The sequence below is a fragment of the Rhodococcus sp. AG1013 genome, assembly GCF_003350365.1.
Classification (GTDB): Bacteria; Actinomycetota; Actinomycetes; order Mycobacteriales; family Mycobacteriaceae; genus Prescottella.
This window is the reverse complement of the sequence record NZ_QQAT01000017.1, coordinates 12,283-30,960: the sequence shown is the minus strand read 5'-3', so window position 1 is coordinate 30,960 and position 18,678 is coordinate 12,283. Positions and strand designations below refer to the sequence as shown.

At 69.4% G+C, this 18,678-nt stretch carries 19 protein-coding genes; 9 read left to right on the top strand and 10 right to left on the bottom strand.

Annotated elements, in window-relative coordinates; genetic code table 11:
• Positions 1-321 precede the first annotated feature (321 nt).
• Positions 322-1,041 carry a lysoplasmalogenase gene (locus DEU38_RS19450; protein ID WP_181818858.1) on the bottom strand — a complete coding sequence of 240 codons (720 nt, stop codon included), beginning with the start codon at positions 1,039-1,041 and terminating at the stop codon, positions 322-324.
• A gap of 208 nt (positions 1,042-1,249) precedes the next feature.
• Between DEU38_RS19450 and DEU38_RS19445 the strand changes: the two genes are divergently transcribed.
• The 3 genes from DEU38_RS19445 to DEU38_RS19435 all read left to right on the top strand — a co-directional run bounded on the left by DEU38_RS19445 (position 1,250) and on the right by DEU38_RS19435 (position 3,613).
• A complete protein-coding gene (locus DEU38_RS19445; RefSeq protein ID WP_114723043.1) occupies positions 1,250-2,308 on the top strand; it encodes a nucleoside hydrolase in 1,059 nt (352 codons plus the stop codon).
• A 98-nt stretch (positions 2,309-2,406) separates the two neighbouring features.
• The gene (locus DEU38_RS19440) at positions 2,407-3,087 is read left to right on the top strand and encodes a ScbR family autoregulator-binding transcription factor (protein ID WP_181818857.1); all 681 of its coding nucleotides are present in this window, start codon (positions 2,407-2,409) and stop codon (positions 3,085-3,087) included.
• Between the two features lie 88 nt (positions 3,088-3,175).
• Complete coding sequence (locus DEU38_RS19435; RefSeq protein WP_114723041.1) at positions 3,176-3,613, top strand: VOC family protein; 438 nt, start codon at positions 3,176-3,178, stop codon at positions 3,611-3,613.
• Positions 3,614-3,686: 73 nt separating this feature from the next.
• On the opposite strand, the gene meaB is transcribed toward DEU38_RS19435, so the two are convergent.
• From meaB to mutA, 3 genes are read right to left on the bottom strand one after another with little or no spacing between them, the layout of a single operon-like run.
• Positions 3,687-4,688, bottom strand: a complete 1,002-nt coding sequence (gene meaB / locus DEU38_RS19430; protein WP_254622918.1) for a methylmalonyl Co-A mutase-associated GTPase MeaB — start codon at positions 4,686-4,688, stop codon at positions 3,687-3,689.
• Entirely contained in the window at positions 4,675-6,936 is a 2,262-nt protein-coding gene (scpA, locus tag DEU38_RS19425; protein ID WP_114723040.1) for a methylmalonyl-CoA mutase, read from the bottom strand. Before scpA ends, meaB begins: the two co-directional genes overlap by 14 nt.
• Positions 6,937-6,950: 14 nt before the next feature.
• Positions 6,951-8,846: a methylmalonyl-CoA mutase small subunit gene (mutA, locus tag DEU38_RS19420; protein WP_114723039.1), complete on the bottom strand. Its 1,896-nt coding sequence runs from the start codon at positions 8,844-8,846 to the stop codon at positions 6,951-6,953.
• 172 nt (positions 8,847-9,018) lie between these two features.
• Between mutA and DEU38_RS19415 the strand changes: the two genes are divergently transcribed.
• The 5 genes from DEU38_RS19415 to DEU38_RS19395 all read left to right on the top strand — a co-directional run bounded on the left by DEU38_RS19415 (position 9,019) and on the right by DEU38_RS19395 (position 12,705).
• Entirely contained in the window at positions 9,019-9,840 is an 822-nt protein-coding gene (locus DEU38_RS19415) for a PaaI family thioesterase (RefSeq protein ID WP_114723038.1), read from the top strand.
• A gap of 49 nt (positions 9,841-9,889) precedes the next feature.
• Complete coding sequence (locus DEU38_RS19410) at positions 9,890-10,549, top strand: TVP38/TMEM64 family protein (RefSeq protein WP_174910046.1); 660 nt, start codon at positions 9,890-9,892, stop codon at positions 10,547-10,549.
• 66 nt (positions 10,550-10,615) lie between these two features.
• Complete coding sequence (locus tag DEU38_RS19405) at positions 10,616-11,197, top strand: hypothetical protein (RefSeq protein WP_114723037.1); 582 nt, start codon at positions 10,616-10,618, stop codon at positions 11,195-11,197.
• Entirely contained in the window at positions 11,194-11,724 is a 531-nt protein-coding gene (locus tag DEU38_RS19400; RefSeq protein WP_114723036.1) for a hypothetical protein, read from the top strand. Before DEU38_RS19405 ends, DEU38_RS19400 begins: the two co-directional genes overlap by 4 nt.
• A gap of 141 nt (positions 11,725-11,865) precedes the next feature.
• Complete coding sequence (locus DEU38_RS19395; RefSeq protein WP_114723035.1) at positions 11,866-12,705, top strand: alpha/beta fold hydrolase; 840 nt, start codon at positions 11,866-11,868, stop codon at positions 12,703-12,705.
• A 78-nt stretch (positions 12,706-12,783) separates the two neighbouring features.
• Here the strand turns inward: DEU38_RS19395 and DEU38_RS19390 are convergent, their stop codons facing one another.
• Genes DEU38_RS19390 through DEU38_RS19380 form a run of 3 tightly spaced genes read right to left on the bottom strand, consistent with a single transcriptional unit; the run spans position 12,784 to position 15,276 of the window.
• The gene (locus tag DEU38_RS19390) at positions 12,784-13,953 is read right to left on the bottom strand and encodes an SPFH domain-containing protein (RefSeq protein ID WP_114723138.1); all 1,170 of its coding nucleotides are present in this window, start codon (positions 13,951-13,953) and stop codon (positions 12,784-12,786) included.
• A 5-nt stretch (positions 13,954-13,958) separates the two neighbouring features.
• Positions 13,959-14,390 carry an NfeD family protein gene (locus DEU38_RS19385; protein ID WP_114723034.1) on the bottom strand — a complete coding sequence of 144 codons (432 nt, stop codon included), beginning with the start codon at positions 14,388-14,390 and terminating at the stop codon, positions 13,959-13,961.
• 58 nt (positions 14,391-14,448) lie between these two features.
• Positions 14,449-15,276, bottom strand: a complete 828-nt coding sequence (locus tag DEU38_RS19380) for a DUF3097 domain-containing protein (protein ID WP_114723033.1) — start codon at positions 15,274-15,276, stop codon at positions 14,449-14,451.
• 67 nt (positions 15,277-15,343) lie between these two features.
• Here DEU38_RS19380 and DEU38_RS19375 point away from each other — a divergent pair, with 67 nt between their 5' ends.
• Positions 15,344-16,156, top strand: a complete 813-nt coding sequence (locus tag DEU38_RS19375; RefSeq protein ID WP_114723032.1) for a hypothetical protein — start codon at positions 15,344-15,346, stop codon at positions 16,154-16,156.
• A 26-nt stretch (positions 16,157-16,182) separates the two neighbouring features.
• On the opposite strand, the gene DEU38_RS19370 is transcribed toward DEU38_RS19375, so the two are convergent.
• The 3 genes from DEU38_RS19370 to inhA all read right to left on the bottom strand — a co-directional run bounded on the left by DEU38_RS19370 (position 16,183) and on the right by inhA (position 18,644).
• On the bottom strand, positions 16,183-16,671 hold the full coding sequence (locus DEU38_RS19370) for a helix-turn-helix domain-containing protein (protein WP_258558017.1): 489 nt from the start codon (positions 16,669-16,671) through the stop codon (positions 16,183-16,185).
• A 62-nt stretch (positions 16,672-16,733) separates the two neighbouring features.
• The gene (locus DEU38_RS19365) at positions 16,734-17,804 is read right to left on the bottom strand and encodes a ferrochelatase (RefSeq protein ID WP_114723031.1); all 1,071 of its coding nucleotides are present in this window, start codon (positions 17,802-17,804) and stop codon (positions 16,734-16,736) included.
• Between the two features lie 42 nt (positions 17,805-17,846).
• Positions 17,847-18,644 (bottom strand): NADH-dependent enoyl-ACP reductase InhA, encoded by a 798-nt coding sequence (inhA, locus tag DEU38_RS19360; protein WP_114723030.1) that lies wholly within the window; start codon positions 18,642-18,644, stop codon positions 17,847-17,849.
• Between the last annotated feature and the right edge of the window lie 34 nt (positions 18,645-18,678).

The window sequence follows — 18,678 nt, the reverse complement described above, 5'->3', positions numbered from 1 at the left end:
CCTTCGGTCGTGTCGGTGAAGCTCGATGAGAACCACGCTACGAGCAATTACGGACAACTACGGTCCGCAATCTTGGGACGCGGCTCAGGAGTCGCCGCTGCCGAGAGACGGCGCCGCGGGTCGCAGCGCCGACGCTCGGCACGGACCGTACGCTCGCGACAGTGACCACCCACTCGGACGAGTATCTGTCCGCACGGCTGCCCGCGCTCGACCTCCCGGACGCCGGGAGGCCGCTCGGGCCGCCCAACTTCCCGGACCGGACACGGTCGTGAGCCACGGCGGAATCACCACGGCACGACCGGTCCTTGCCGGGTTCGACGACTACCCGTTCCCGGCGAGAACGTGGGGTGCCGACGAACCGCGCTGGTGATCGCGGTCCGCCGCCTGCACGCCGAGCGCGATCAGCACCTGCGCGGCGATGTAGGTGAACATCACCCAGAACCCCTCGACCGGCGGAGAAAACCAGTCCGCGAACGCGCCCAGCGCGATCATGCCGTCGGACACCAGGAACAGTGCGCCGCCGACCGCGACCAAACGGTTCACCCCCGCAGCGAGGATGGCCATCGCACCGAGCGCGGAACCGTAGAGCAGGGCCGGCACCAGCAGCGGGCCGGCGCCGGGCGCGCACGCCAGGACCAGGAACCCGCCCGCGACGAGGTACCCGACGGTCGACCAGCGGCGACGACCCCACACCTCCACGCGCCCGTACGGCGCGAACGCCGCGATGTAGGCCACCTGTGCCAGCAGGAAGAATCCGACCATCAGCAGGAACGAGAGGTCGCCGTCGGCGAGATCGGGAGCGGTGTCGCCCAGCCACGAGAAGCCCAGTGCGACGAGGGTCAGCACGACCAGTCGACTGCGTCCGGGGGCGGCAGACCCGCCCGTCCCGAGCCACAACGCTCCCGCCAGCACCGGCATCAGGAACCACTGGGTGACGTCTGCGACCCGCTCCCGGTCGACCAATTGCGCCGACAGGTGCACGATCGCCAGCAACCCGAATACCACCCACACGAACCGCACCGCACGCTGCCGAGGAATCACGCCGTCATGCTAGGCGGCCGCTTCCGGCCGGACACGAGTTTGTCTCGCATCCAACCGGATTCCGCGAGAATGGGGACGTGACCATACACAGCTACGTCCTCGACGTGACCTGGACAGGCGATCATGTGGTCGCCCCCGAGAATTGCTTCATCGCCCGATCCGTCAATTTCCCGGTCCATCACCGGGAAACCGTCACGGCCGGTTCGCGATGACCCCGCCGACCCGACTGATCGTCGACGTCGACACCGGGATCGACGACTCGGTCGCGCTGCTCTATCTGCTGGCACGGGAGGACGCCGACATCGTCGCGGTCCTGTCGACCGCCGGCAATGTCCCGACCGCGCAGGTCGCGGCCAACAACCTGGCGTGGCTGGACCTGTGCGGGCGCCCCGACATCGAGGTCGCGGTCGGCGCCGACGGCCCCCTGAAGATCCCGCTGCGCACCACCGAGGACACCCACGGCCCGCAGGGCATCGGGTACGCGGTCCTGCCGCCGTCCACTCGGGCCCTGTCCGAGCGTTCCGCCGCGCAGGCGTGGATCGAACTCACCCGCGAGAATCCCGGCGAACTGGTCGCGCTCGTGACCGGTCCCCTCACCAATCTGGCGCTCGCGATCCGCGCCGATCCCGAACTCCCCCAGCGGCTCCGGCGGCTGGTCGTGATGGGTGGGGCCTTCCAGCACCCGGGCAACACCACGCCGGTCGCGGAGTGGAACATCTCGGTCGACCCCGAGGCGGCCGCCGAGGTCTTCGCGGCGTTCTCGTCGGTGCCCGAGGACCGTGCCCCGATCGTCTGCGGCCTCGACGTCACCGAGCGGATCGAGCTACGCCCCGACCATCTGCGTCGGCTGGCCGAGCTCGCCGACAGCACACCGGTCGAGCTCATCGGCTCCGACGACGCCCCGGACGCCCGGTCCACGACGTCGAATCCGATCGTGCGACACCTGTCTGACGCGGTGCGCTTCTACTTCCAGTTCCACCGCGACCACGGACAGGGTTTCATCGCGCACATGCACGATCCGTTCGCCGCCGCCGTCGCGCTCGATCCCACGATCGCCCGCTATCGCGCCGCCACGGTGGACGTGGAAACCGAGGGGCGGATCACCCGCGGGCAGACCGTCGCCGACTGGCACGGATTGTGGGGAAGGTCTCCCAACGCGGCGATCACCTGGGAAACCGACGCGGACGCATTTCTCGACGACCTGATCCTCCGTCTCGCCGCCTTCGCACGCACCGTGACACCCCCGGGGAACCGAACCGACCGGTAGCTCGACACTGGTACGGTTTCGTCGATCTGGAAGAGCGTCCAGTCCGCACAGCGACCGTGCGCTCGACCGGATCGTCAAGTCGGGAAAAGGCGGTTCACGTGGTAAGACAGGCACGCGCTGTGGCAACACGGCAACAGATCATCACCGGAGCGGCTCGAATGTTCGAGCAGTCAGGATTCGAAGGAGCGAGCCTCGGCGACATCGTCGACGGGGCGGGAACCACCAAGGGTGCGCTCTACTTCCACTTCCGGTCCAAGGACGAACTCGCGAGGGTCGTCATAGAGGAGCACCATCGAACGTCGATCGACACGGTCGATGCGATCGCAAACACCGGTGCGGGCTCACTGCGACAACTCGTGATGCTGTGTCACGAGATGGCCCGGCAGATAGTGCACGATCCGATCGTCCGCGCGGGCACGCGGCTGACACTCGAGTTCAGCGGAACTGCGGACGCCCCGGCCCAGCCATACATCGATTGGATCGCGAGCGCGCAGAAACTCATCGAGTCGGGCATCGCCCGGGGTGAGATCCGCGGGACCGTCGATCCTCCCACGCTGGCCCGCTTCATGATCGGGTCGTTCACCGGCGTCCAACTCGTATCCCAGGTCCTGGCACGCCGCAGAGACATCGAGCAACGCGTCGACGAGATGTGGGGATACCTGCTGCCGAGCATCGCGACCACCCAGGACGCGGCCGAACTCGCCGGGGTCCGCGTCGCGCGGTGGACACCCCCGGCCGAAGCAGTCACGGCGACAGCGGATCCGTCCGTCGACGTCTGAATCAATTCACACACCGCCCGGGCCCCGCATCGTGATCGGCGATGCGGGGCCCGTGCGGATCACACGTATCGGTGCAACACTCCGGGACATGGAACAACACATCCACTTCGTCACCCTCGCGACGCCCGACCTCGACGCGGCGCGCGCGTTCTACTGCGGCGGACTCGGGTGGGAACCGCTGTTGGACGTGCCTGGGGAGATCATCTTCTTCCAGACCGCGCCGGGGATGGTCCTGGGACTGTTCGACGCGGAGAAGTTCCGTGAGGACATCGGCCGGCCCGGTACCCACGTCGCCACATCGGGGATCACGTTCTCGCACAACGTCGCCGGCCCGGAAGCGGTCGATGCACTGGTCGCCGCGGCGGTCCGCGCGGGAGCATCGTTGATCAAACACCCACAGCGCGCGGCGTTCGGCGGCTATCACGGACACTTCGCCGACCCCAACGGCGTGATCTGGGAGATCTGCCACAACCCTGGCTGGAGTATCGATTCCGAGGGACGGGTACGGCTGACCACCGACATGTGAGACGGAAGCGACGAGGGCTCCACACCGTCGGACGGTGTGGAGCCCTCGTCGTGGTTCCGACTGCGGGACAGCGTTACTCGGCGCCGTCGAATGCCTCGAGGATCCGGTGCGCAGCGAGAGCCGCGGTGAGCGACCCCTCACGAACCTGGTCCTCGACGTCGCCACGAATCTTCTTCACCCGCGCGTTCGAGTCGAGTCGGCGCAACAACTGGTCGTGCACCATCGACCACGTCCAGTCCACCTGCTGCTGATGCCGCTTACGTTCGAGTTCACCGGCATCGCCGAGCACCTGGCGGTGCCGGAGCACCTCGTCCCAGAACTTGTCGACGCCGATGTTCTCGAGCGCACTCATCGTCAGCACCGGCGGCTTCCACAACGCGTCGTGCGGATAGATCAACCGGAGTGCACCGGCCAGTTCGCGAGCCGCGACCCGCGCCTCGGTCTCGTGCTTGCCGTCGGCCTTGTTGACGGTGACGATGTCGGCGAGCTCGAGGACACCCTTCTTGATGCCCTGCAACTGGTCACCGGTCCGGGCGAGGGTGAGGAACGTGAACGTGTCGACCATGTTCGCGACCGTCACCTCCGACTGCCCGACACCGACCGTCTCGACGAGAATCACGTCGTAGCCGGCCGCCTCGAGCAGAACCATCGTCTCGCGGGTCGCCTTCGCGACACCGCCGAGGGTGCCCGATGTCGGGGACGGCCGGATGAACGCGTTCGGTTCCACCGACAGGTTCTGCATCCGGGTCTTGTCGCCGAGGATCGAGCCGCCGGTGCGCGTCGAGGACGGGTCGACCGCGAGGACGGCGACCTTGTGCCCCAACGAGATCAGGTGCATCCCGAGCGCTTCGATGGTCGTCGACTTGCCGACACCGGGAACACCCGTGATGCCTACCCGGATCGCGCTTCCGGCGTGCGGGAGCAGGCCCAGCAGCAACTGCTGCGCCTGCTCCCGGTGATCGGCCCGGGTGGACTCGACGAGGGTGATGGCCTTGGACACATCACTTCGCCGGCCCTCCAGGACCGCGTCACCGAGCGCAGCCAGATCGAGCGGCGGACGGCTAGTCGGCGGCAATCGGATCGTGTCCCAACTGCTCCGACAACTTCTGCAACAGACCGATGGCCGCATCCGCCAGGACCGTGCCGGGCGGGAAGATCGCCGCGGCACCGGCCTGGTACAGCTCCTCGAAGTCGCCCGGCGGGATGACGCCGCCGACGACGACCATGATGTCGGGGCGACCCACCGCAGCGAGGGCCTCCCGCAGCGCCGGCACCAGCGTGAGGTGACCGGCGGCGAGGGAGGACACACCGACGATGTGGACGTCGGCGTCGGCCGCCTGCTGGGCGACCTCCTCGGGTGTCTGGAACAGCGGTCCCACGTCGACGTCGAAGCCGAGGTCGGCGAAGCCCGTGGAGATGACCTTCTGGCCGCGGTCGTGGCCGTCCTGGCCCATCTTCGCGACGAGGATGCGGGGACGACGTCCCTCGTCCTCGGCGAACTTCTCGACCAGTTCGATTGCATTCGAGATGTTGCTCACCTTTCCGGCCTCGTCCCGGTACACACCGCTGATGGTCCGGATCTCGGCCTGGTGGCGCCCGTACACCTTCTCGAGCGCGTCGGAGATCTCGCCGCCGGTCGCCTTGGCGCGGGCGGCGTCGATGGCGAGAGCGAGCAGGTTGTTCTCCATGCCGCCCTCGGTGGACGCCGCGGCGCGGGTGAGCTCCGTGAGAGCCGCCTGGGTGGCGGCCTCGTCACGCTCGGCGCGCAGCTGCTGCAGCTTGGCGATCTGCTCGGCACGCACCTTGGTGTTGTCGACCTTGAGGACCTCGATGCTGTCCGGCTCGTCCGGCACGTACTTGTTGACGCCGACCAGCGGCTGCCGGCCGGAGTCGATGCGGGCCTGGGTGCGGGCCGCGGCCTCCTCGATGCGGAGCTTCGGGATGCCCTCACCGATGGCCTGCGCCATGCCGCCGGCCTCCTCGACCTCGGCGATGTGGGCGCGGGCCCGGTTCGCGAGTTCGTTGGTGAGCCACTCGACGTAGTGCGAGCCACCCCACGGGTCGATCGGACGGACCGTGTTCGACTCCTGCTGGATCAGCAGCTGCGTGTTGCGGGCGATGCGGGCCGAGAAGTCGGTCGGCAGCGCGATCGCCTCGTCGAGCGCGTTGGTGTGGAGCGACTGGGTGTGGCCCTGCGTCGCGGCCATCGCCTCGACACACGTGCGGCCGACGTTGTTGAACACGTCCTGCGCGGTGAGCGACCAGCCGGAGGTCTGCGAGTGGGTACGCAGCGACAACGACTTGGCGTTCTTCGGAGCGAACTTCTCGACCAGCTCGGCCCACAGCAGACGCCCGGCGCGGAGCTTGGCGACCTCCATGAAGAAGTTCATGCCGATCGCCCAGAAGAACGACAGGCGCGGCGCGAACTTGTCGATGTCCATGCCCGCGTCGAGACCGGCGCGGATGTACTCGATGCCGTCGGCGAGCGTGTAGGCCAGCTCCAGGTCGGCGGTCGCACCGGCCTCCTGGATGTGGTAGCCCGAGATGGAGATGGAGTTGAACTTCGGCATCTTCGCCGACGTGTACGCGAAGATGTCGGAGATGATCCGCATCGACGGCTTCGGCGGGTAGATGTAGGTGTTGCGGACCATGAACTCCTTCAGAATGTCGTTCTGAATGGTTCCGGCCAGCTGCTCGGGAGCGACACCCTGCTCCTCGGCCGCCACGACGTACAACGCCAGGATCGGCAGCACCGCGCCGTTCATGGTCATCGACACCGACACCTGCGACAGGTCGATGCCGTCGAACAGCTGACGCATGTCGAGGATCGAGTCGATCGCGACACCGGCCATGCCGACGTCACCCTGCACGCGCGGGTGATCGGAGTCGTAGCCGCGGTGCGTCGCGAGGTCGAAAGCGACCGACAGGCCCTTCTGACCGGACGCGAGGTTGCGGCGGTAGAACGCGTTCGACTCGGCGGCGGTGGAGAAGCCGGCGTACTGGCGGATGGTCCACGGCTGGTTGACGTACATCGTCGGGTAGGGGCCGCGCAGGAACGGGGCCGCACCCGGGTAGCTGCCCAGCGGGTAGCCGTCGGCCTCGGCGGCGTCCCGGTCGGCCTTGGTGTAGACCGGCTTGACGTCGATGCCCTCGGGCGTCGACCACACCACCTGCTCGGGGGTGTAGTTGTTCGCCGTCGCGAGGTTCTCGATGAGCGCCTCGGTCTGCTCGGAGGTGGGTGCAGCCGGCTTCGGGAACTGCGGGTCCGTCAGCGCGACGTCGGCGAAACTGCCGATGACGTGCTGCACCTCGTTCGTTGTCACTTCGATGCTCCCAGTCACTTGTTGTCGCCGCCGATTGCGTCGAGCAGGCCGGACAGCGCCGTCACTGCATCGATGCGAGCGGTAAGGAATCCGTCGGGACGCTGAGCGCCCTCGACGTCAGCGAAGATCTTCTCGGGACCGGCCAGCAGCACCTGCTCGATGCCGGCCTCCCGCAGTGCGGCCACGGCCGCCGCGCCCTGCTCCGCGTAGCGCTTGTCGGTGCCGCACAGCACCGCGATGCGGGCTCCGGACTCCTTCACCGCCGGTGCGATGCTGCCGTCTCCGGCGTCCAGCGGACCCGGGTTGATCGCCTCGATACCACCGGAGGCGAGGAGGTTGGATGCGAACGTGGACCGTCCGTTGTGCTCGGAGACGGGCCCCAGCGGCGCCAGGAACACCTGAGGCCGTGCGCCGTTCGCCGCGAGGAACGCATCGGAACGATCGCGCAGCGACTCGAACGCCGCGGCGTAGCGGGCCACCGTGGCACCGGCCTCGGCAGCGCCCGCCGGCAGCGGGGCCTCAGCGAGGTTCGGGAACTCGTTGACACCGGTGACGGCGGTCTTGCGGTGCGCGATGTCGGAGTCGCGGGCAGCCTTGGTGGCGGCGATGCGGTCACCGATCACGCCGGAACCGATCGCCGCGGAGTAGCCGCCGACGGTCTCGATCTGCTGGAAGAACTCCCACGCCTTGGCCGCGATCTCCTCGGTGAGGCCCTCGACGTACCAAGAACCGGCGCCGGGATCGAGCACGCGCCCCAGGTGCGACTCCTCGAGCAGCAGCAGCTGGGTGTTGCGGGCGATGCGCGCCGAGAACGACTTCGACACGCCTGCGGCACCCGCGGGCAGTGCAACGTCGAAGGGCAGCACGGTCACGGAGTCGGCGCCGCCGACACCGGCACCGAACGCGGCGAGCGTCGTGCGGAGCATGTTCACCCACGGATCGCGCTGCGCCATCATCGCGGCGGAGGTGACCGCGTGCTGCACCGCGCCACCGAACTCGGAGGCACCGCACACCTGCGCGACGCGGGCCCACACCTGGCGGCCGGCGCGGAACTTCGCGATGGTCTGGAACTGGTCGTCGGTGGCGGCCAGGCGGAACTCGAGCTGGCCCAGGGCCGCCGAGATCGTCAGACCCGCGTTGGTGAGCGCCCGCAGGTACTCGACGCCGGCCGCGACGGCCGCACCGAGCTCCTCGGCGTCACTCGCACCGGCGTTGTGGAATGCGGTGCCGTCGACGGTGATCGCGCGGATCGACTCGTCACGGCCGGCCGCGGTCTCGGCGAGCGAGACGGCATCCGACAGCTCGACGCCCGCGGCGCCGGCGAACGCGTCCGTCAGCGGTGACGCACCGAGACCGGCCCGCACCTGGGCGCGGTCGGTGACACCGTCACCGGCGGTGGCGCGCTGGTCGAGCAGGGCGAAGAGCTGCTGTGCCGCGGCGGCGGTGTCGGCACCGGCGTCCAGCGTGAGCGGCGCCAGATCCAGCAGCACACCGGTGAGCGCGAGGTCGAGCGCGGCGACGGGAAGGTTCTGGCCGCCGAGCGACAGCCGCACGGCGCTGACGCCGTTCTCGAGGCCGTCGAGGATCGCGCGGTTGACCTCGGCGGCGTTCTGCGTGTCCTGACCGAACTGGGCACTGACCAACCAGCCGGCGTTGACGTCGCGGCTGGCATCGGTGCCACGGACGAACGGGAATTGTCCGGGCAGCGGCGACTCGGGAAGCTCGTCACGTCCGGTGTACAACGGCGAGATCGTCACACCGTCGTAGGTGGTCGTCTCGAGAAGCTTCTGCGGTTCCGGGCCCAGCTCGGCGGCGTCCACTCGACGGGACTTGGCGAGCACGCCGGCCACGGCCTGCTGCCACTCCGAGTAGGCGCGCGCGGCGTCCTCGGCCTCTGAAGCTGGTGACACGGGGCGGCTCCCTCTCACTCTCACGTGCGATCGCTCATGGCGACCGGTCTTCCAATCGGGCAAAACAATCGGGCAAACAAATGGGACGATTGTCGTCCTCTGACCTGTGATGCTAACCGCATCCTCGTGGCCGCTGACGTGAGGACCACCCGACGTTCGTTAGCCTCGGCTCATGAGCGTTGCGAACGTGCTGGAAGAAGGCGTGTCCGTCACTCCCCAGAGGTTGTTCCGGATGCGTCCGCCGCAGCGCCTGGACGGGTTCAACCGGCTCACGATGGACATCGAAGGGCTCGACTCCTGGGCCACCTCCCCCACCGCCACGCTGGGCATTCTCGTCGACGACATCCTCGGATTCACGCTGTGGGACCGGCGCGGCGAACGCAGCGGACTGGTGACCGCGGACCTGTCAGTGGATTTCGTCACACCCACCGGGTGGCACGGGCCCGAACTGCACGCCGACGGCCGGGTCGTGGCCGTGACGGCGGACGGTGGCACCAGCTCGACGGAGATCCGCGACAGCGCCGGCACGGTGATCGCGACCGGCACCGCGTGGGGAAACTTCGTGGACGCGGGCACCGATCGCAGCGCGACGGTGGTCCGCCCCCTCGCAACGGCCGCCTCGGTGCCGGCCGCGTCGGTCGCGCCGCTCGTCCGGATCGGTGGCCGGATCGAGCGCGCCGGTGAGCATCCGCGGCTGATCGTGCCGCCGAACCAGGCCCTGGCCAACAAGCTCGGCGTGATGCACGGCGGGATCCAGGCCTGCGCGATCGATCTGATCGGCAATGCCGCCGTCAGCGCACCGGATACGCCGATGCACACCGCATCGCTGCGGATCAACTTCTTCCGGCCTTCTCCCGTCGACGCCGACCTCGTCTTCACTGCGGAGGTGATCCGTGCCGGTCGCGCGGTCGCGGTCGCCCGGGTGACGAGCACCGACGCGGACGGACGCGTGTGCGCGGTCGCCACCGTGACGTGCCGCCGGCCGAGTCGATAGCCGGGCAGACCGACGGAAACCAGGTCGAGCGCGGGTATCCTGGCCGATTGTGATTGCGCGACTGAGGGATCCCCGGCTCCTCGCTGCCCTCGTCGGCCTGGCGGTGCTGTTCGTCGCCGCCGCGATGGTGCCGCACCCCTCGATCGACCAGGTCCGGACGTGGTCCGAGTCGGTCGGGCCGATGTTCGTGGTCGCATTCTTCATTGTGCACGTCGTCGTGACGATGGCACCGATTCCCCGCACCATCTTCACAGTCAGCGCGGGCGTGCTTTTCGGTGCCGCGACGGGCATCGCGGTCGCACTCGCAGCCACGACCGTCAGCGCGGTTCTCGCGCTGCTGGTGGTGCGCGCGATCGGTCGTGATGCGGTCGCCGCCCATCTGACCCACCCGGCGGTGAAGGCGGTGGATGCGCGCCTGGCGCGACGCGGTTGGCTCGCGGTCGGGTCTCTCCGATTGATCGCCGCGATCCCGTTCTCGGTGGTCAACTACTGCTGCGGAGTGTCGTCGATCCGGGTACTCCCCTACACCGTCGCCACCGTCGTCGGGACCGTTCCGGGCACAGTCGGGGTGGTGCTGCTCGCGGACGCACTGACCGGCAAGACCGATCCAGCGATGCTGGCGGTGTCGGGAGTGTGCATCGCTGTCGGCGTCCTCGGCCTGTTCGTCGATGCGCGAACGCCGGTCCCCGAGGCGGCAGTCAAGGATTGAGACTGGACTTCGTAAAGTAAAGCTTTGAAGCTTGATCTTCCGGTTTCAAGCTCTTAGCCTTGCTCTATGTTCGTTCTGACCGTGGATCAACGGGGCAGCCGACGCGACATCGACCGCGTCGGTCCACTGCTCGCCGATCTCGGGAACCGACGCCTGCTCCGCCCGTTCGAACGCACCGCCGGCGACGAGGTCCAGGCCGTCGACGACGACGCTGCCGCCGTGGTCGACCTCGTGCTGGACCTCGTTCGGCGAGGTCATTGGAGCATCGGAATCGGTATCGGGATCGTCGAGGAACCGCTGCCGACCCAGACGCGGGCCGGTCGCGGGCCGGCGTTCGAGGCCGCCCGGGTGGCCGTCGAACGCGCGAAGAAGGCCCCCGGCGGCGTCGCGGTCGAGGCGGCCGACCCGGATGCCGCCGCCGACGCCGACGCGGCACTGACCCTCGTCGCGCTACTCGTCTCGCGCCGCTCCCCACAGGGGCACGCCGCGGTGTCGCTCATGGAACGCGGCCTCACGCAGGCCGAGGCCGCCGCCGCACTCGGCATCAGCAAACAGGCCGTATCCCAGCGACTCACCGCCGCGGGCTGGCAAGCCGAGGTTGCGGGCCGCCGACTGACCGAGCGACTACTCCGGAAGGCCGATCGATGACCGTACTCAGCCTGACCCTGATCGGGGTCGCCGCGCTCGTGGGGACCGTCGCGGGCCGCCTCGCGGCGTCGTCCGCGCACTCCGGGGCGGTCGTCCGGATCGCGCCCGTGGTCGCCGTACTGGCGCTCGGCGGTGCGGCCGTCGCCGCGACGGGCGCGCCCCCGGTCACGGGGTTCGCACTCGCCGCGACCTACGTCCTGGCAGTGACGGCCGCCGCTACCGGCGGCGCGCCGATGGTATTGGCGGCCTTCCGGTTCGCCCGCCGCCAGCCCGACGCCGGTCCGGAACCCGACGACGGCCCGCTCCGCGGCGGCCGGGTCATCGGTCTCCTGGAACGGGCCGCAGTCGCCGTTTCGATCCTCGCCGGCTGGCCCGAGGGCATCGCGATCGTCCTCGCGGTGAAGGGCCTCGCCCGCTACCCCGAACTGCGCGAACCGCACGCGTCGGAGCAGTTCATCATCGGCACCTTCACCAGCGTGCTGTGGGCCGTGGCCGCCGCCGGTGTCGGCCGGGCGCTGTTGACCTGAGGCCACAGGCTCCGTCCGAGCAGCGACCTGTCCCGAGGCTTCGCGACAATCGCGCTGCCGTAGCGCCCGCGCCGGCAGCGAAAGGTCAGAGGAAGGTCATTGTCGACATTCCACCGAGCTCCCGGTGATTGAATCCCTGCCATGGAGATGATCGATACCGGACGAATCCGGCTCGGGGTGGATCGCCGAGGAGAGGGCCCTCCCGTCGTCCTGATCGGCGGCACGGGGATGCCTCCCGTCGCCTGGGACGTTGCCGGGCTGACCCCAGCCCTCGTCGATCACGGCTTCGATGCCATCGCCTATGCATCTCGGGGCGTCGTACCGAGCGAGGCACCGTCCGCGAGTTGCACGGTCGAGGACCTCGGCGACGATCTGCTGGCCCTCATCGCCACCCTCGATCTCGACCGCCCACCCGCACTGGTCGGCTACTCGCTGGGCAGCTTCACCGCCGAACACCTGCTCGCCACACAGCCGGAGCTCTTCGCCGCCGCAGTCCTCATCGCCGGCCCCGGTCCGACCACGCCCCTCCTGCATGCCGTCGTCAACAGCGAATCGACCCTGATAGATCAACTGGGCGCTCTGCCTGCGGACGTGATGACCATGCAGACCCTCCTGACGGCACTGCCGCCCACAGCACTGGCCACAGCGTCGCCCATGGTCGAACAGTGGGCCGCCATGTCCGCCTATCAGAGTGCGCAGTGGACGTCGAGCGACGGCGAAGTCGCCCAGGCACGTGCGTCTCACGCCTGGCTCCGAGACCACGGCCGGATGGACCGGCTGCCGAAGATCGACGTTCCGGTTCTTGCCGTCGCCTTCGAGTTCGATCCACTGCTCGGTCCGACCCAGGCCCGAGCGGCAGTGGAACAGATGCCCCTTGCCGAACTGTGCGTCGTCCCCGACGCCGGCCACGGCGGCGTCATGACCCACGCGCACCATGTCGTGCCCCGAGTGGTCGAGTTCCTCGGCACCCACCTCCGATGACGACAATGCCCCGATGGCCGATGCCGCGACGTGCGTGCGTCGCTCGACAGGCCCGCGGCCGCGTCACCGCGGCACGGCCTACTCCTTGCCGGGAGGCAATTCGCCGGGCTCGTCGGTGCCGCCGAGCAGGTGTTCCTGGGTGAGCGGGCTCTCGACGGGCGTCCGCGCGACGGCCTCCGCCGCACGGACCGCCCGCTCGACGGCCGGGTCGGTCTTGGTCTCGAACCAGCTGGCCACCTCTTCCGAGTCGTCCTCGGGCCGCGGCAGGTCCTCGTCCTCGGTGCGGGTGGGCTCGTAGCGGAAGACACCGTCGTCGCCCGGTGCGCCGAGAGTCTTCGCGAATCCCTTGAGGGCGTCACCGAAGTCGCTCGGGACGAGCCAGACCTTGTTCGCGTCGCCCTGCGCCATCTGCGGCAGCGTCTGCAGGTACTGGTACGCGAGCATCTCGGGGGTGGGCTTGCCCGATTTGATGGCGGCGAACACCTTCTCGATGGACTTGGCCTCGCCCTGCGCCTGCAGGTACTTCGCGGCGCGCTCACCCTGCGCCCGCAGGATCCGGGACTGACGCTCACCCTCGGCCCCGAGGATCGAGGCCTGCTTCGCGCCCTCGGCGGCGAGGATCTGGCTCTGCTTCGCGCCCTCGGCGGTCTTGATCGACGACTCGCGGTGGCCCTCCGCAGTGAGGATCATCGCGCGCTTCTCGCGGTCGGCCTTCATCTGCTTTTCCATCGACTCCTGGATCGACGGCGGCGGATCGATGCTCTTGAGCTCGACCCGCGCGACGCGCAGACCCCAACGTCCGGTGGCCTCGTCGAGGACGCCGCGCAGCTGACCGTTGATCGAGTCGCGCGAGGTCAGCGTCTCCTCGAGGGTCATGCCACCGACCACGTTGCGGAGGGTGGTGATGGTGAGCTGCTCGACGGCGGCGATGTAGTTGCTGATCTCGTACACCGCGGCCTGCGGGTTGGTCACCTGGAAGTAGACGACCGTGTCGATCGACAGGGTCAGGTTGTCCTGCGTGATGACCGGCTGCGGCGCGAACGACACGACGCGCTCACGCAGATCGACCTTGGCCCGGATCCGGTCGACGAACGGGATCAGGAACGTGAGCTGACCGGACACGGTCTTGACGTAGCGGCCGAGCCGCTCGATCACGGCCGCCTCGGCCTGCGGCACGAGGGCCACCGACTTCGCGACCACTACGACGACGAGTACGACCAGTACCGCCAGAACTATCAGTGCTGCCATGTCTTCTACGGTCCCCTCCACACGACGGCGGTCGCGCCGTCGATCTCCATCACCGTCACAGTCGTGCCCGGCGGATACACCTCGGTGACGTCGAGTGGACGCGCCGTCCACACGTCACCGTCGAGCTTGACCTGCCCGGCGTGCGCCCCGACCTCCTCGAGGACGAGCGCCTGCTTGCCGGCCAACGCGGCCGCATTGGTCAGTTTGAGCGGTGGAGCTTCGAAGCGCCGCAACAACACCGGGCGCACCCCCAAGACCAGCGCGACCGAGACGACACCGAACACGATCGCGTCGACCCACACCGGGAAGTCGGTCACCGCGCTGAAGCCGGCCGTCGCCAACGCGCCACCGGCGAGCATCAGCAGGAAGAACTCCCCCGCCAACGCCTCCGCAGCCGCCAACAACACCCCCGCCACCAGCCAAATCAGAGCTGCCACGCCACCATCTAACCAGAACTCGGGACGCGGCCGCCGGGACCGCGGACCCGGCTGTGGATCAATCGACGGTGACGAAATCGACAAGCCGCTCGACGGCACCGATCAGCGGGGCCTCGAGATCCCGGAAACTGCTGACCGCGCCGTAGACGCGGCGCCACCCGTCCTGCGGTGTGCCCCAGCCCAGCGCGTCGCACACACCGGTCTTCCAGTCCTGGCCGCGCGGCACCTTGGGCCACGCGTCGATCCCGACCGCCTTGGGTCGCACCGCCTCCCAGACGTCGATGTACGGGTGGCCGGTGACCATCACGTGCGGGCCGAGCCCCTGCGTCAGCCCCTCCTCCTTGGAACCGGTGACCAGATGGTCGACGAGCACACCGACCTTGCGTCCCGGACCCGGCTGGAACTCGACCAACCGGTCCGCGAGGTTGTCGAGCCCCTCCAGATGCTCGACGACGACGCCCTCCACGCGCAGGTCGTGCCCCCAGACCCGCTCGACGAGCGCGGCGTCGTGGACGCCCTCCACCCAGATCCGGCTGGGCAGCGCGGTGCGGGCCCGCAGGCCCTCGACGCGCGTCGAACCGGACGCCGAACGCTGCGCCGCCGCGTTCTGTTGCTGCTGCGGCGCGGGACGGACGAGGGTGACGGGTCGACCGTCGATGAGGAACGCGGCCTCGCGCATCGCGAACAGTCGGGTGCGCCGGGCACCGTCCTCGAGTCGGACGAAGTCGCCGTCGTAGGTGCGTTCGAAGCCGACGACGGCCCCGCAGAATCCGGTCGAGGCGTCCTCGACCACCAGGTCCCGTTCCGCCGGCACCTTCGGGATCGAGGGCTTCCGGGTCCGGGGGTGGCCGGCGTAGATGTCGCCGTACTTGTTGCTCGCGTTCACGGCACTTCACGCTATGCGAGCAAGGCGTGCGCGCGCCGGTCGCCACGCCGTCCTATGCTCGTTAACCGTGAGTTCCCCCAGCGCGACGCTGACCGTGTGGGCCGGTTCCTGGCTCGCCGGCGACAGCGCCCCCGACGACGTGATCGACGCCCTGCACCAGTGGGCGCCGATGCACATCGTCGGCGCCTCCGACGCCGCAACCGCGCAGTCGGCCGGGCTGGACTGGCCGGGCGTTCAGGACGGCGCGGGGCCGCTCCTGCTGCGCATCGTGCGACAGGGCACCGCGCCCGCGGGGGCCGAGGTGCGTCTCGTCCTACCGGCACCGGGTGACGTGCGCGGCCTGCCCGCCGGCACCGGCTTCGCGCGGGCGGCGCTCGAGGCCGGCGAGGGCGTGATCGTCGGCGAGACCGGGCATCCGGGAACCGGACTCGTGCCCGTGATCGAGGGACCGGACGTGCTGCGGTGGACGGTCTTTCCGATCGCGACGGTGCCGCCGGCGGCCGACTACACGGGACTGGGCGAGGCCGAGTACGCGATGCGCGAGGCCATCCGCGGCGCCGCCGACGCACTGCTGCGCCTGTCGTCGGTGCAGACCGGCCGCGCCGACGGCGATCCCCGCCGGCGCATCGCCGAGGCGCTCGACGACCGCGCCCACCATCGGTACCCCGACGCGATCCCGACGCGGGCGTTGCGCATCCTCGACTCCGCCGACCAGGTGGCCACGATTCTCGCTGTCGCCGAGGACGATTCACCGACCGAGGCGCCGTCGGCGTCCAGCGCCGCCGCCCGCGAGGAACTGTTGCGCCCACTGTGGGCGGCGGTCCGTTCGGCCCGGGTGGCCGCGGTGTCCGCGTGCGCGGGGTCAGCACACCGGGCCTGACCGCTCCGAGACGGCCCCGAGACGGCTCAGTCGTCGCGGTGGTTCATCACGATGTGCCGGTCGATCCGCACGTGCTCGTCGAGGGTGGGGTATCGCAGGCCGGTGTCGCGACCGTAGTCGTGGTGCCGCAGCCACGCGTACACGTCGCCCCACAGCCAGATGCCGCCGGAGACGGTGTTGAACGGCACCGGGAACGGGGTTCCCTTCTGCCGCACGCCGCGCACCCACTGCCCCACCGCCTGGCGGGTGACCCCGGCACGGTCGGCGACGTCCTGCCGAGTCACGAGATCCGGATGGGTGCGCAGCGGACGCACCCCCCGCGCCGCCAACTGGTCCACCAGGCTCATACCGGCGGTCGCGCAGCGCATGCCCTCGGTCGTCACCGTCAGCAGCTGCAGCCCCGAACGTTCGTCGACGCGGCCGCCGAACTCCTCCGCGATCGTCGCCTCCCGCGAAAGTGTCAGCAGCGGAACGATGAACGAGAATTCGAAGCGGTGATAGAGGGTGTCGTGCACCCGCCCAACATAGCCCTCCACATCCCGCGTTTCCATTCGGAAACGCGCCGGCGGGTCCGGCGTCAGCGACCCGCCGGACGACGCGCCGGCGCGCAGCACTCGGTGGCGCAGGGCAGCCCGTCCACGGTGGCGCCCAGCAGCGGCTCCCGTCCGAGCCGAGCCGGCGCCGTGCCGGTTCGCCGCTCCTCGACCAGCGCGCGCACCATCCGAGCGAAACGCGGATCGGTGCCCGGCGTCGCGACCCGGACGAACTCGATGCCCAGTTCCGCGGCCTTGTCGCGGGCCTCGGTGTCGAGGTCCCACACCACCTCCAGGTGGTCGGACACGAACCCGACCGGGCACACGATCACCGCCGGGGCACCCGCGGCGGCCACCGTGTCGAGGTGATCGCAGATGTCGGGGTCGAGCCACGGCACCTGCGGCGGACCGGACCGCGACTGCCACACCAGGTCGAAGTCGTCGACGCCGACGGCCTCCGCACACAGGCGGGCCGCCTCGGCGACCTGCCGGCTGTAGAGATGCCCGCCCTCGGCCGGGGGCCCGGCGGCGGCATCGGCGGCGATCGGAACCGAGTGCGCCGTGAACACCAGCCGCGCGCGATCCCGCACGTTCCCCGAAAGCTGCTGTCGCGCAACGCGGATCGCGTCGGCGAAGGCCCCGATCAGGAGCGGATGGTCGTAGTACTGCCGCAGCTTCGCGAGCGTCGGAGCGTCGGCGCCGACCGCCGCACGGGCCCGGACGATGTCCTCGTGGTACTGCCGGCAGCCGGAGTACCCGCCCCAAGCCGACGTCGGGAACACCAGCGCGGTGCGGACACCGTCGTCACGCATGCGTGCGACGGTGTCCTCCACCATCGGGTGCCAGTTGCGGTTGCCGAAGTACACCGGCAGATCGATCCCGGCGACGCGCAGATCCGCCTCGACGCGCTCGATGATGTCGCGGTTGAGAGCGTTGATCGGCGACACCCCGCCGAAGTGCATGTAGTGCTCGGCGACGGCGTCGAGCCGCTCGGGCGGGATCCCCCGGCCCCGGGTCACGTTCTCGAGGAACGGCCGCACGTCCTCGGGCTTCTCGGGCCCCCCGAACGAGAGCACGAGTAGTGCGTCGAACTCCGTCTCCTGCTGACCGCTCATGCCCTCATTCTCGCCCGTCGCCGAAACACCGCCGTGGACGGGTCAGCCGACCACCGCGTGGAAGCCGCCGTCGACGTAGATGATCGACGCGGTGGTGCCGGGCAGCCAGTCCGAGAGCACCGTGCACACGCTCTTGGCGACGGGGGTCGGGTCGTCGACGTCCCATCCGATCGGCGCGGCACTGTCCCACGCGGTGTTCAGCTTGTTCAGCTCGTCGCCGGCACCGGTCGCGTCGCCGGCGATGGCCTTCGCCGCCAGCGTCTTGACCGGCCCTGCCGCAACGAGATTGGAGCGGATGCCGCGCACGCCGACCTCCTTGGCGACGTACCGGTTGACCGCCTCGAGCGTGGCCTTGGACACACCCATCCAGTTGTAGAACGGCATCGCACGGGACGGATCGAAGTCCATGCCGACAATGGACGCGTTGTCGTTGAGGACCGGCAGCAGCGCCTTGGCAAGCGAGGCGTACGAGTACGCGGAGATCTCCATTGCCTTGGAGATGTCCGACCACGGTGCGTCCAGGAACGGGGCACCCAGACCCGAGCGCGGCGAGAAGGCGATGGAGTGCACGACCCCGTCGATGCCCTCGGGCGCCAACTCCCGGACCCGGTCGGCGAGCGTCGCGAGATGCTCGTCGTCCTGGACGTTCAGCTCGACGGCCGGCGGCACCGGCTCCGGCAGACGCTGCGCGATGCGATCGATCAGCCGGAGCCGGTCGAACCCGGTGATGATCACCTTCGCGCCCTGCTCCTGCGCCACCTTCGCGACGTGGAACGCGATGGATGCGTCGGTGATGATTCCGGTGACGAGAATGGTCTTGCCCGCGAGCAGTCCGCCCATGTTGCTTCTCCTGTAGATGAAAGTCTGTGGGTGC